The sequence below is a fragment of the Ekhidna lutea genome (genome assembly GCF_900188325.1).
Taxonomy (GTDB): domain Bacteria; phylum Bacteroidota; class Bacteroidia; order Cytophagales; family Cyclobacteriaceae; genus Ekhidna; species Ekhidna lutea.
In genome coordinates, this window is record NZ_FZPD01000003.1 from 342,990 (window position 1) to 355,882 (window position 12,893).

General features: G+C 40.8%; 13 protein-coding genes. 1 reads left to right on the top strand and 12 read right to left on the bottom strand.

Features of this window, described 5'->3' with window-relative positions; genetic code table 11:
* From ilvD to CHB71_RS09245, 5 genes are all read right to left on the bottom strand, one after another.
* Window positions 1-1,677, bottom strand: coding sequence for a dihydroxy-acid dehydratase (gene ilvD / locus CHB71_RS09225; protein ID WP_089356990.1), 1,677 nt, complete (start codon window positions 1,675-1,677; stop codon window positions 1-3).
* A 179-nt stretch (window positions 1,678-1,856) separates the two neighbouring features.
* Window positions 1,857-2,978, bottom strand: coding sequence for a 3-isopropylmalate dehydrogenase (gene leuB, locus CHB71_RS09230; RefSeq protein WP_089356624.1), 1,122 nt, complete (start codon window positions 2,976-2,978; stop codon window positions 1,857-1,859).
* Window positions 2,975-3,550: a 3-isopropylmalate dehydratase small subunit gene (leuD, locus tag CHB71_RS09235; protein ID WP_089356625.1), complete on the bottom strand. Its 576-nt coding sequence runs from the start codon at window positions 3,548-3,550 to the stop codon at window positions 2,975-2,977. Before leuD ends, leuB begins: the two co-directional genes overlap by 4 nt.
* On the bottom strand, window positions 3,550-4,914 hold the full coding sequence (gene leuC / locus CHB71_RS09240; protein ID WP_089356626.1) for a 3-isopropylmalate dehydratase large subunit: 1,365 nt from the start codon (window positions 4,912-4,914) through the stop codon (window positions 3,550-3,552). Before leuC ends, leuD begins: the two co-directional genes overlap by 1 nt.
* The gene (locus CHB71_RS09245; protein WP_089356627.1) at window positions 4,914-6,068 is read right to left on the bottom strand and encodes a 2-isopropylmalate synthase; all 1,155 of its coding nucleotides are present in this window, start codon (window positions 6,066-6,068) and stop codon (window positions 4,914-4,916) included. The genes leuC and CHB71_RS09245 overlap by 1 nt, the downstream gene beginning before the upstream one ends.
* A 232-nt stretch (window positions 6,069-6,300) precedes the next feature.
* On the opposite strand from CHB71_RS09245, the gene CHB71_RS09250 reads away from it, so the two are divergent.
* Window positions 6,301-7,758: a hypothetical protein gene (locus CHB71_RS09250; protein ID WP_144017381.1), complete on the top strand. Its 1,458-nt coding sequence runs from the start codon at window positions 6,301-6,303 to the stop codon at window positions 7,756-7,758.
* A gap of 329 nt (window positions 7,759-8,087) precedes the next feature.
* Here the strand turns inward: CHB71_RS09250 and CHB71_RS19095 are convergent, their stop codons facing one another.
* The 7 genes from CHB71_RS19095 to CHB71_RS09280 form a co-directional block, all read right to left on the bottom strand.
* Window positions 8,088-8,213: a hypothetical protein gene (locus CHB71_RS19095; protein ID WP_262485926.1), complete on the bottom strand. Its 126-nt coding sequence runs from the start codon at window positions 8,211-8,213 to the stop codon at window positions 8,088-8,090.
* 232 nt (window positions 8,214-8,445) lie between these two features.
* On the bottom strand, window positions 8,446-9,276 hold the full coding sequence (gene tsf, locus CHB71_RS09255; RefSeq protein ID WP_089356629.1) for a translation elongation factor Ts: 831 nt from the start codon (window positions 9,274-9,276) through the stop codon (window positions 8,446-8,448).
* A gap of 108 nt (window positions 9,277-9,384) precedes the next feature.
* A complete protein-coding gene (rpsB, locus tag CHB71_RS09260; protein WP_089356630.1) occupies window positions 9,385-10,152 on the bottom strand; it encodes a 30S ribosomal protein S2 in 768 nt (255 codons plus the stop codon).
* 7 nt (window positions 10,153-10,159) lie between these two features.
* Window positions 10,160-10,546 carry a 30S ribosomal protein S9 gene (rpsI, locus tag CHB71_RS09265; protein ID WP_089356631.1) on the bottom strand — a complete coding sequence of 129 codons (387 nt, stop codon included), beginning with the start codon at window positions 10,544-10,546 and terminating at the stop codon, window positions 10,160-10,162.
* Window positions 10,547-10,552: 6 nt separating this feature from the next.
* Window positions 10,553-10,996 (bottom strand): 50S ribosomal protein L13, encoded by a 444-nt coding sequence (gene rplM / locus CHB71_RS09270; RefSeq protein WP_089356632.1) that lies wholly within the window; start codon window positions 10,994-10,996, stop codon window positions 10,553-10,555.
* A gap of 91 nt (window positions 10,997-11,087) precedes the next feature.
* Window positions 11,088-11,810 carry an RluA family pseudouridine synthase gene (locus CHB71_RS09275; RefSeq protein WP_245811245.1) on the bottom strand — a complete coding sequence of 241 codons (723 nt, stop codon included), beginning with the start codon at window positions 11,808-11,810 and terminating at the stop codon, window positions 11,088-11,090.
* Window positions 11,803-12,882, bottom strand: coding sequence for a sensor histidine kinase (locus CHB71_RS09280; RefSeq protein WP_089356633.1), 1,080 nt, complete (start codon window positions 12,880-12,882; stop codon window positions 11,803-11,805). Before CHB71_RS09280 ends, CHB71_RS09275 begins: the two co-directional genes overlap by 8 nt.
* Between the last annotated feature and the right edge of the window lie 11 nt (window positions 12,883-12,893).

Genomic DNA, 12,893 nt, shown 5'->3' on the forward strand with positions numbered 1-12,893 from the left:
TTAATTGTCTGTTATGCATCCTTGTGATGCGGATGAAACCATTTTGGCGTATTTGTAAAGGACTCCTCGTTCAACTTTCAATGAAGGAGTTTTCCATTCAGCTTTTCGTTTTTTTAGCTCATCATCACTGACCTCTAGCTGTATACTTTTTTGCTCTGTGTCTATAGTGATTGTATCTCCGGTTTTCACCAGAGCTATAACTCCCCCTTGCTGGGCTTCAGGAGCAATGTGCCCAACAACAAATCCATGTGTGCCGCCTGAAAATCTACCATCTGTGATCAACGCCACATCTTTGCCCAATCCTGCACCCATGATTGCGGCAGTTGGCTTCAGCATTTCCGGCATTCCTGGACCCCCTCTGGGTCCTTCATAACGAATGACTACTACATCGCCTTTTTCGATTTCCCCATTCTGTATTCCATCATTTGCCGCATATTCACCATCATATACTTTGGCTTTACCAGTAAATTTTAAGCCCTCCTTCCCGGTGATTTTTGCAACCGAACCCTCCATTGCAAGGTTGCCGTGTAGAATTTGAATATGTCCCGAAGACTTGATTGGTTGATCAATCGGGAAGATTATTTTTTGATCGAAGGAAAGGTCTGGAATAGTGGAAACATTTTGTTGTAATGTTTTACCCGTTACAGTCATGCAGCTTCCATCAATCATCCCAAGTTTGATGAGGTATTTCAAGACAATTGGCATTCCACCCATTTTATGAATGTCTTCCATTAAGTGTTTGCCGCTTGGTTTTAGGTCCGCTAAAAATGGTGTTCGATCACTGATTCTTTGAAAGTCAGACAGACTGAAGTTGATGCCAGCGGCATCTGCTATTGCAAGAAAATGTAATACCGCATTGGTAGATCCTCCCAGTACGGTTAGCAGGGTCACGGCATTTTCAATTGCAGTTTTAGTTACTATGTCGGAGGGTTTGATGTCTTTTTCCAGTAATGCCATGACACATTCACCTGCCTTTTTGCTTTCAATAGTTTTTTCTTTTCCCACTGCCGGGTTGGAGGAATTATAAGGGAGAGACATCCCCAGTGCTTCTATCGCGGAAGCCATTGTATTTGCAGTGTACATGCCACCGCATGCTCCAGCTCCCGGGCAGGCATTTTCTATCACCTGTTGATACTCGTTTTCTTCAATCTTCCCTGAGACTCTCTCACCCCAGGCTTCAAATGCCGATACGACATCCAGTTTTTTGTTATTGACACAGCCTGAGACAATTGTCCCACCATAAACCAAAATCGATGGACGATTTAACCTTAACATGGCCATGAGTGCACCGGGCATATTTTTATCACAACCAACTACTGTAACCAACCCATCATAGCTCATACCCTGTACCACCGTTTCCATTGAGTCTGCAATGATGTCTCTGGAAGGGAGGGAGTAGCGCATACCCGATGTGCCCATAGAAATACCATCACTAACACCAATGGTGTTGAAGATCAACCCGTTTCCACCTGTGGTATTCACACCATCCTTAACATGAAGGGCGAGATCATTCAAATGCATATTGCACGGATTTCCCTCGAACCCAGTACTGCCAATTCCCACTAGTGGTTTTTTAAGGTCTTCCTTTGTCAGTCCAATCGCATGAAGCATAGCCTGTGCTGCAGGTTGGCTGGGGTCCTGGGTTACTACTTTGCTGTATTTGTTTAATTCTGGCATGTTTTTTTGCATTTTTAGACATAAAAAAACCCTTCTCAGCGTGCTGAGAAGGGTTTTTGAATATTTTTATATCAATAGTCTCCTCAGCGCATATCGTAAATGATAATGACGTTAAGAATAGAGACGATATTGACTATGATGTTTTGCACGTTCGGTTTTTCTGCTTCGATATTGTGTTGTTAGATGATGCAATTTAATGAAAGGTTTATTGAATCCTTATTCATATCTATTTTTCCTCCTTCTTCAATGTACCAGGCGATGGTGTCACCAACCTTGGAACAAGGGCTTGCTTCACTTTTGTCTCTCACAATGTCTTCTGTGGCAAGCTTGTGTTCCAGCGCCCAATCAACAGCCTTACGAATGGTTGAAGCTTCATGGTAAAGCTCAAAGTGATCATACATCATAGCCACGGATAGGATGGTGGCCATAGGATTGGCAATGTCCTTTCCACTCGCTTGCGGGTATGAGCCATGAATCGGCTCGAATAAGGCGGTTTTGGTGCCGACAGAAGAGGAAGGTAACATTCCCAGGGAGCCTGTAATGACACTCGACAAGTCTGATATGATATCACCAAACATGTTTTCAGTTAACACCACATCAAAGTTTTCAGGATCCTGCATCATTTGCATGGCTGCATTATCCACATACATGTATTCAACGTCAATCTCCGGGTATTCTTTGCTGATATCCTGTATGACACGCCTCCACAACCTGGAAGTTTCCAGCACATTTGCCTTATCAATCAGGGTGAGCTTCTTTCTTCTAAGAGTTGCAGCTTCAAATGCCTGATAAGCAATTCGACTGATTTCGTGCGTCGTATAATCACACGAATCATGTGCATGCGAGCCATCTTCTGACAGGACTTTATCACCGAAATAGATACCACCGGTAAGCTCCCGATAGATCACCATGTCCACATTTTCCAGCAAATGCTCCTTAAGCGGGGAAACACCTTTTAGGATATCATAGGTTTTAACCGGCCGGACATTCGAAAACAGCTGTAGTGATTTCCGCAATTTGAGTAAGCCTTGTTCCGGCCTTACTTTCAGGTTTGGGTCGTTATCATATTTCGGATCCCCTATGGATCCCAGCAGGATAGCATCACTATTCAAGCATAAATCAAGCGTTTCATCAGGAAGGGGAGAGCCCGTCTCATCAATTGCTGATGCTCCGATAATTCCATACTTCAAATCAAAATCGTGATTGAAATACGTATTGATGGCTTGCAGGACTTTTATGGCTTGCGAAACAACCTCCGGGCCGATTCCATCTCCTGGCAATATGGTTATATTTTTTTTCATCTCTGTTGTTCAAATAGTGTGACTTCTCCCCTAAGATTTATCAGATAGTCCGTCTCATCCACGCCGTTTAATAGACATTCTTTCTTAAAAGGTGAAATGTGAAAGTTTTTTTCCAGGTTGAGAGTTGAAACTTTCACCAACTGATGTTGAAGTGAAACCTCAATTTCTGTTGCTGGCTGATCTAAAACGAGCTGCGTGATATCAGCTATAGAACGTTCATCTAATTCAACAGGCAGTATGCCGTTGTTATATGCATTGCCTTTGAAAATATCCGCGAATTGGGTGGATAAAACCACCTTGATGCCGTAATCAGCAACTGCCCACGCGGCATGTTCTCTGCTGGAGCCACAGCCAAAATTGTTACCTGCAATAAGTATCTCAGCATCTTTCCTGGCAGGATTATTCAATTCAAAATCCGGGTTAGGACTACCATCTTGCAGATATCGCCACGCGTAGAATAAGTTCTTTCCATACCCCAAACGATCTGTCTGCTTCAAAAATTTGGCAGGTATAATTTGATCTGTGTCAATATTATCAATAGGTAGCGGTATGGCTTTAGATCGAATGTCCATTAGTTTAGAAATATGGTTGGATCTGTAATTTTCCCTGTTATCGCTGAGGCAGCAGCAGTGAGTGGACTTGCCAGTACGGTACGTGCACCTTCTCCCTGTCTGCCTTCGAAGTTTCTGTTGGAGGTGGATACACAGAGCGATCCTGCGGGAATCTTGTCTTCGTTCATCGCCAGGCATGCGCTACATCCAGGCTCACGAAACTCAAAACCTGAAGCTTCAAAGATTTTATCTAAATCCTCTTCAATAGCCTGAGAGCGAACCTTCATAGATCCGGGCACGACCCAAACATTTACATGTTCTGCTTTTTTATGGCCTTTCACCAGGTTCGCAACTGCCCGTAGGTCCTCAATTCTTCCATTGGTACAGCTACCGATGAATACATAATCCACTGACTGATCAGAGATTTGATCGTCCTGATTGAACTGCATATAACCAAGCGCTTTTTTTGTGATGTGCTTGGAAGCACTTACCCGATCAGATAGTCTGATGCCTGTATCAGGGGCAGTACCGCAAGTGACAAGCGGGTGAATGTCTGCGGCATTTAGTTTTATGGTTTTATCGAAGACGGCATCTTCATCTGTATTAAGCGAAAGCCAGGTAAATATTTTTTCTTTTGGGATTTCAACCCTGCTTGTGACATAATCAATTGTTGTTTGATCAATTCCTATCAGTCCACCTCTGGCACCCATTTCGATGCTCATGTTGCAAACGGTCATGCGTTCTTCCATGGTGAAATTTCGAAATACATTCCCGCTATACTCTACAAAATAGCCGGTAGCACCTTCAGCACCCAGCTGAGCAATTATGTACAGTATAACATCTTTCGCTGTTACCCCTTTATTAAGTTGTCCATTTACTTCGATGCTCATGGTTTTCGGACGAGAGAGCACTAAGCTTTGTGCTGCAAGCACTTGCTCGACTTGTGAGGTACCTATACCAAAAGCGATCGTGCCGAAAGCTCCGTGTGTCGAAGTGTGACTATCACCACATACGATTGTCATCCCAGGCTGAGTGATCCCCAGGTCCGGCCCAATGATGTGAACGATACCTTGATTTTCATGGCCAATCCCGTACAGCTCGATACCAAACTCCTCGCAGTTTTTAATCAATGAGTTTACTTGATTGGCCGATAGTGGATCTTTGATCGGTTGGTCTTGGTTTTTCGTTGGCACATTGTGGTCAGCGGTAGCCACACACTGCTGTGGACGAAAAACTTCTACACCTCTTTTTCTGAGGCCATCAAAAGCCTGAGGACTTGTGACTTCATGCAAAAAGTGCTGGTCAATGTAAAGGACATCTAAACCATCAGCCACGTGTTTCACCACGTGTAAATCCCATATTTTGTCAAAGAGTGTCTTTGGCATTATGCGTAAGCTTTTATGGTTTTAAATATTTTATGTAAGTGAATTGATCCCACTTTTTTGACTTGGTCAGCCACTTCTAAAAATTCTTTATAGGCGATTTTAAGACCTTCTGGATCTAGTTCATACCCCAATTTTTTTGCGTGGTAGTTCAATGCTGCCTTACCGCTTCGGGCAGTTAGTATTATTTCTGACCCTGTCGCCCCGACAGAAGCAGGATCTATAATTTCATAAGTTTCTCGTTTCTTAATTACCCCATCCTGATGGATTCCGGATGAGTGAGAGAACGCATTTGATCCAACAATTGCCTTATTTGGCTGAACCGGCATATTCATCATAGATGATACCGTTTTGCTAACAGATGTGATCTGTGTGGTATCGATATTGTGTGTCAAATTGATGTGTTGATGTTGATTGATAATCATCACCACCTCTTCTAAGGAGGTATTTCCGGCACGCTCTCCAATTCCATTGATTGTACACTCCACTTGCCTGGCACCTGCCATCACCCCGGCAATGCTGTTGGCTGTAGCCAAACCAAGGTCATTGTGACAGTGTGTGGAAAGAATAGCTTTATCAATGTTTGGAACATTGTTTACCAGGAATGCTATTTTTTCAGCGAACTGTTCCGGCAAGCAGTAGCCGGTAGTATCCGGGATATTGATGATCGAAGCTCCAGCATCAATTGCCGATTCAACCACCCTGGCAAGAAACTCATTGTCTGTCCTGCCGGCATCTTCAGCATAAAACTCAACTTCAGATACCAGGTTCCTCGCAAATTTTACGGCATGTGCACCACGATTGATTATATCTTCATTCGTGGTATTTAGCTTATACTTTACATGAAACTCTGAAGTGCCAATCCCGGTATGAATCCTGGGGTTGACAGCACCTTTAAGAGCATTAGCAGCTACAGTTATATCTTCTTCAACCGCTCGAGAGAGTCCACAGATGGTTGATTCTTTGATGTGCCTGGATACAAGTGCAACAGACTTAAAATCTTCGGGACTGGAAACCGGAAAACCAGCTTCGATTATATCTACTCCGAGGCTCTCCAAACGGAAGGCGACTTCAAGCTTTTCTTCACTTTTCAACTGGCAGCCAGGTACCTGCTCACCGTCTCTTAATGTGGTATCAAAAATGTGAAGTTTGCTCATATCAACTAAGTGCTAATTTTACGTGCGTGAACAAATGTGGACGTTAAGAGAGGGTTGATGAAACCTTTTATTTTGATTATTCATCTCTTCAAGTCCTTATAATATTTCATAACACATTAAATAACAGGCATTTAAAATCTTTATAATTCACTTGGTCAAGCAGTTATCATATCAATTATTTGAGCTAATAAAGCGGCTTACTAAGGCCGAAAAACGAAATTTTAAGCTTTATGTGCGGCGGAACACCACAGATAAGGAGCTAGTTTCTATCAAACTTTTTGATGTGATTGACAAACAGAAACATTGGAATGACGAAAAAATTCAGCAAGCTTTTCCGTTGTTAAAAGCCAATACACTTTCCAACCATAAATCGCGGTTATATGAACAGATTCTGGTGAGTTTGAAGCTTCTTCAATCAGATGATCCCGGGATTCGGATAAAAGATCATATCAGCTATGCAGAGCTGCTTCAAAGAAAGGGGTTTTACCTTCAAAGCCTTGCACAACTCTCAAAGGCCAAACTCATCGCTACTACCTTCAAAATGGATATTCTTCGGTTGGAGATTGTGGAATTTGAAAAAAAGATAGAGAGCAGGTATGTGACGAGAAGCCATTCACAGCGAGCGAAGGAATTGACGGATGAATCCTCCTTGCTGAGAAGCAAATTTTATTTTGAAGGTGCCTGGTCTGATTTGTCACTGAAGCTTTATGACTATTATTTAAAATTTGGTCATAGTAAAAGTGAAGGACAGCAAAAGAAACTTTCAGCGATGTTTAAAGAAAGTCTTCCTACTTTATCTGATGCTGGATTTGAAGACACGATTTACAAATACCAATGCTATGTTTGGTTTTACTACATTTCACAAGACTTTTCAAGGTGCTATGGGTATGCCCAAAAGTGGTGTCAGGTTTATGAAAAAAATGAAGTGCTTATAGAAAGTGAGCCTGAAATGTACATTAGAGGATTGCACAATGTACTATCTGCGCTATTCTACTGTGATGATGTGAATCGGTTTATTGAGAATCATAAGAAGCTCAAAGCATTTACAACAAAACACCAGCATAGGTTTAATGAGAATCAGCTGATTCAGTCATTTATATATACAGAGACTGCTAATCTCAATTCATATATTGTGGAAGGAAGGTTTACTGAAGGAGCGAGGTATAGTGATGAATTTTTAGAGAAAATGAAGCAATTTGAAGGGCGTCTGGATATCCACCGAATCATGGTCTTTCATTACAAAATTGCAAGCTTAAAGTTTGGAAGTGCTGATTTCTCCGGAGCTGTAAAACATCTGAACATCATCATTAACCACCCAAATATCTCATTAAAAGAAGACATCCAGTGTTTTGCTCGCATTCTTAATTTGATTTCGCATTATGAGCTCGGAAATGATGATTTGATTGACTTTCAAATTAAGTCAACCTACCGATTCTTATTGAAGTTGAGTGATTATCACCGCGTGCATTCAGCGATTTTCAACTTTCTTAAGAACTCAGTTTTTATGGATCGTAAAATGTTAATTCAGGATTTTAAAATATTAAGGGAAGAGTTGTTGGATATCCTAGAGGATAAATATGAACGCAGATCACTGCTGTATTTGGATTTGATTTCGTGGCTTGAAAGTAAGATATATTCAAAACCAGTGGAGGAAATAATACAAGAAAAGAAGTTAGCCAAGAGACGATAGGAGGCCATAGAGGGGTAAAATAAAAAAAGCCAAGGCATAGTTCTCCTTGGCTAGGTCAGGTCTTGCTGGTTGAAAAGACCCTTTTAGATTGACATAGCTATAATAGCAAGATATGCAAGGCCGAGCGATGCAAGTCTTACCAAAGTCCCAGTTTTCACAAACTTACGAGTAAGGATGGCTGGGTCTATATAGTTCACCTGTTTGTCCATCGTTTTTTTTGTAAAAGTCCTAATCATTGAGCGAATATCATATGGGACTTACTCTTAGATGAGGCTAAGCATAATACTTAGTTTAAATAAATATATAAGGTAGCTTTTAGCTTCTGATTATTAGAAAGCCATGGCTAGGATAGCAGCATAGGCAATTCCTAAAGATATTATTCGAACTAATGTGCCGGTTTTGATAAACTTACGAGTGAGAATACTGTGTTCAATGTAATTAGATTGATTTGTCATAGCTTTTAGGGTTAGTAAAACGTCTAGTTTTGATTATTAACTACTTATACTAATGTTTCAATAACAAGTTTATTTAGATCGATGAACGTCAATCCATTGGGTATCTGTCTTTTTATATTCTCGATGAATTGAGCATTCATCAGGGTCCAAAACAGTGAAAATTTATTACTTCAGGCATAAAAAAAGCCACCTAATTGATTAGGCGGCTCTATTTTTTTGAAGAATTAAAGAATTATCCGATAGACACTCTTTTAAATTCTGAAACTGTTAATCCTTTTGAAATAGAATCAAGATATTGAGAAACGGATTGAGAGCTGTCCTTTACAAAAGACTGACTCAACAATGTATTCTCTTTATAGAACTTGTTAAGCTTACCCATTGCGATTTTCTCAATGATATTATCAGGCTTGCCTTCAGCCTTGGCTTGTTCTTTTCCAATTTCAATTTCTTTTTCTACGACTGATGGATCTACACCGTCTTTATCAACAGCTACCGGATTCATTGCAGCGATTTGCATTGCTACATCTTTTCCAGCTTCTTCTACAGAAGTACCATTCGTATTAGAAAGAGAAACCATTACACCAAGCTTTCCATTTGAGTGGATGTAAGGAACAATAGCTTCACCGGTCACAACTTCGAAAGCTTTTACTTCCAATTTCTCGCCAATTTTACCTGTCAGCTCTACGATTTTTTCACCTACTGTCAAATCACCCAAGCTAAGGGCATTTAATGCTTCGATATTGGCAGGCTTTTGAGCGAACGCTAACTCAGCGATTTGATTTCCAAGCTGAACGAACTCATCATTTTTAGCCACAAAATCAGTTTCACAAGTAAATGCGATCAAAGCACCCTCAGTGCCAGCATCGTTGGTCTTAGCAAAAACAACACCTTCAGAAGTTTCTCTATCTGCTCTTGAAGCAGATACTTTCTGACCTTTCTTTCTTAAAAGCTCTACTGCTTTATCAAAATCACCTTCTGCCTCAGTTAGTGCCTTTTTGCAATCCATCATGCCGGCACCAGTCATTTGCCTTAATTTGTTTACGTCTTGTGCTGTAATAGCCATTTTATTTCTTGGTTTAATTTTCTACAAACAAAAATTGAACACCGAATCCCGATAGCTATCGAGGACAATGTTCAATCTTTTTGTTAAGATTTTATGGTCTTTAGATTTTTACTCTGCTACTTCGGTCTTTTCGTCAGCTGCTTTTTTTGCAGCTTGCTCCTCAGTTTGAGCCTGCTCTTCCTTATCTTTCTTACGCTCAGATAATCCTTCCTCAAGTGCCTGACCTACATAGTTTGTGATCAATTTGATCGACTTGTATGCATCATCATTGCCAGGGATAGGATAATCGATCTTAGAAGGATCAGAGTTGGTATCAACAATACCAAATACCGGGATATTAAGTTTTTGTGCTTCTGCAATCGCGATATGCTCTCGCTTGATATCCACCACAAACAAAGCAGCTGGAAGTCTATTTAGATCGGAAATTCCACCGAGAACTCTTTCCAACTTATCTTTCGCACGACTGATCATCAATCGCTCACGCTTTGCAAGGTTTTGATACGCCTCTTCCTTCATTAGTTTTTCCATGCCAGCCATTTTTTTCAATGACTTTCTGATTGTCGCAAAGTTGGTAAGCATACCACCTTGCCATCTTTCAGTTACAAATGGCATGTTTAATCGCTGAGCTTCTTGCTCCACAACTTCCTTCGCTTGCTTCTTAGTGGCAACAAACATCACTTTACGTCCTGACCGAACAACAGCTTTCATAGCTTCAGTTGCGTCATCAAGACATGCAAGTGTTTTGTGAAGGTCGATAATGTGGATGCCATTTTTCTCCATGAAAATATATGGCGCCATGGCAGGATTCCACTTTCTGGTAAGGTGTCCGAAGTGAACACCTGCATCTAATAGATCTTTATGTTCTAGTTTTTGCATCTCAAAATTATCGTTTACTGAACTGGAATCTTCTTCTTGCTTTTCTTCGACCTGGCTTCTTACGTTCCACCATTCTTGAATCTCTGGTTAAGAAACCTTCAGATTTAAGTGGGCTTCTAAACTCTGCGTCTACTTCAGTAAGCGCACGAGCGATTGCCAGTCTTGCTGCTTCAGCCTGACCGGCGGGTCCGCCACCGGTTACATTCACACTAATGTCGAAATTGCCATCCTGCTCCACTTTCGCAAGTGGCTGTTTCACGATGGTTTGAAGGATTTCGGAAGGGAAGTAAACGTTAAGATCCTTATCGTTTACGGTTATTACACCTTTCCCACTCGTCATATAAATACGAGCTACTGAGGTCTTTCTCCTACCTATGGTATTAATTCTGTCCATTCAGGTTTATAGTTTTACTTCTTTTGGTTTTTGAGCTGCATGCGGGTGTTCAACACCCTCATATACGTATAAGTTTTTGAAAAGCTGTCTTCCAAGTCTGTTGATTGGAAGCATACCCTTCACTGCTTTTTCTACTAAAATTGTTGAAGACTTAGCCTTAATACTATTAGGCGTTTCAACGCGCTGACCTCCGGGATGACCCGTGTGACGGATATATTTCTTATCAGTCCACTTACTTCCTGTTAATCTGATTTTGTCGGCATTGATGACAATTACGTTATCACCACAATCTACATGTGGCGTGTACGATGGCTTGTGTTTGCCTCGAATCATTTTAGCAACTTCACTTGCCATTCTTCCAAGTATCTGAGAATCAGCGTCTACGATCACCCAATTCTTCTCTACAGTTGCACTGTTTAATGATACAGTTTTAAAGCTGTTAGTATCCAATTTTATATTGATTTTATAATGTCAAAATCTATCCCCTTGAAAAAGGGACACAAAAATAGAAGTTTCATTTGAGAAAACAAACAGTGAGGGGCTAATTAAATTTTCTTAAGAGCTTGAGTAACACTGAGAAATCTTTTGGATATGGTGCCTCACCCTCAATGATTTCGCCATCCAAATCTTTAAATGCTACCTCAAAGGAGTGCAAAGCTACTCGATTAATCATTGGTTTTTCATCTTCCCACTTTTTATAATTGAAGTTTCTTTTTAGCTCAGATAGAAATGCCGGCTCACCGCCATATCCGGGATCATTAATGATAGGCGCTTGGTGGTGTGCTAAATGAGCTCGTATCTGGTGCATTCGACCTGTTACCGGGAAACACTTTACCAATGTGTGCTTCTTTAATATTTCCAGCGTGCTTATTAAAGTGAATGCAGGTTTTCCTGCTCTAAAATCTACCCTGGATTTTGTGGAGGTAGTTTGAAGTGGTTCGTCCGCTTCAAAATCTTCGAACTTATGAAGGCCGTGAATGACTGCATGGTAAACTTTCTTCACCTCCCTGTTTTCGAGTTGTATCGCAAAGTTTCTATATGCTTCGGCATTTTTTGCAAAGACGACAATGCCGGAAGTTTCTTTATCGAGTCGGTGGCAGATTTGATAATCTTCGTTTACCTCTTTAGCAAGACTGAGAAGGTTCTTGCTTTCAGCACGATCATCCAGGCTGGCAATAAATGGAGGCTTGTTGACGAGGATGTAGTTTTCATTTTGGCTGATGATCAAATCCTCAAATGTGATGTTCTTCAAGTTTTTATGCATAGTCTTCTTCCTCTTCCCATCCTTCGTCCACTTTATCTATGTAATTTGCTTTGTTCAGATCGAAATAAAAGGTCGATCCTATTTTATACTCACTTTCAACAAAAATTTCAGAATCGTGACTTTCAAGGATGTGTTTCACAATAGATAGTCCCAGGCCAGTTCCTCCTTTTTCTCTGGACCTGCTTTTGTCTACTCTGTAAAATCGCTCGAAAATACGAGAAATATCTGATTCAGGGATGCCTCGACCATTGTCCGTTACCATAATCCTGATTTTACTGTCTTCGATTTCTTTAAAACTGATTTTGGCTTGTCCGCCATTTTTAGTGTACTTAATGGCATTGGAAATCAGATTGAGCATTACCTGATAGATACGACGATAATCTCCCCTAACTATGATCGGGTCCTTATATTTTTTGGACATTTTGAGTTCCACGCCTTTCTTCTCTGATTTCCCATCAAGCTGGTCTATAATTTCAGCGCACATCCCTCGCATATCAAAATTTTCGAAGTGCATTTTGATTTCACCAGATTCAATTTGAGATATCGTAAGTATATCGGCAACAAGAAGATCCAGCGCATCAAGGCTTTTTGCAGCTTTCTTTAAAAATTTCTTACGAACCTCCTTATCGTTGATAGCGCCATCCAATAGCGTATGGACAAATCCCTGTGCAGCGAATATGGGAGTCTTCAATTCATGTGAGACATCTGCAATAAACTCTCGACGGAAGTTTTCTCTTTCTTTCAACTCCTCGATCTCTTTTTCTTTGCTTTTGGCAAAGCTGGAAATTTCCCTGTTGATTCTTTTCAGGGGATTTACAGACGACATTCTCCCTTTCAAAGCCAATTCACTATCCCGTATTTTTTTTAGCGAATCATAAATCGTTTCAATTTGTCTGAAGAACAAGAATTCGAGAACAAGGCGGACGAGAATGTAGCTGGATGAAAACGATAACAAAAATGCAATTACAATGGCAGTAGTAGTGATGTTTGGCAACAGGTATAGAAATGCTGTGGTAATAACAGCAACGCATAGTGCCAATAAAAGTGCTATTGCTCTTGAGTTGAATTGCATATGAGGTGACT

Excerpts from the sequence above, each read along its gene's own strand:
- CHB71_RS09245 (WP_089356627.1), bottom strand. The coding sequence starts at position 6,068 with ATGAGCAAACTTCACATTTTTGATACCACATTAAGAGACGGTGAGCAG.
- leuD (WP_089356625.1), bottom strand. The coding sequence starts at position 3,550 with ATGGACATTCGATCTAAAGCCATACCGCTACCTATTGATAATATTGAC.
- ilvD (WP_089356990.1), bottom strand. The coding sequence starts at position 1,677 with ATGCCAGAATTAAACAAATACAGCAAAGTAGTAACCCAGGACCCCAGC.
- leuC (WP_089356626.1), bottom strand. The coding sequence starts at position 4,914 with ATGCCAAAGACACTCTTTGACAAAATATGGGATTTACACGTGGTGAAA.
- leuB (WP_089356624.1), bottom strand. The coding sequence starts at position 2,978 with ATGAAAAAAAATATAACCATATTGCCAGGAGATGGAATCGGCCCGGAG.
- rpsI (WP_089356631.1), bottom strand. The coding sequence starts at position 10,546 with ATGGACAGAATTAATACCATAGGTAGGAGAAAGACCTCAGTAGCTCGT.
- rpsB (WP_089356630.1), bottom strand. The coding sequence starts at position 10,152 with ATGCAAAAACTAGAACATAAAGATCTATTAGATGCAGGTGTTCACTTC.
- tsf (WP_089356629.1), bottom strand. The coding sequence starts at position 9,276 with ATGGCTATTACAGCACAAGACGTAAACAAATTAAGGCAAATGACTGGT.
- CHB71_RS09280 (WP_089356633.1), bottom strand. The coding sequence starts at position 12,882 with ATGCAATTCAACTCAAGAGCAATAGCACTTTTATTGGCACTATGCGTT.
- CHB71_RS09275 (WP_245811245.1), bottom strand. The coding sequence starts at position 11,810 with ATGCATAAAAACTTGAAGAACATCACATTTGAGGATTTGATCATCAGC.
- CHB71_RS19095 (WP_262485926.1), bottom strand. The coding sequence starts at position 8,213 with ATGACAAATCAATCTAATTACATTGAACACAGTATTCTCACTCGTAAG.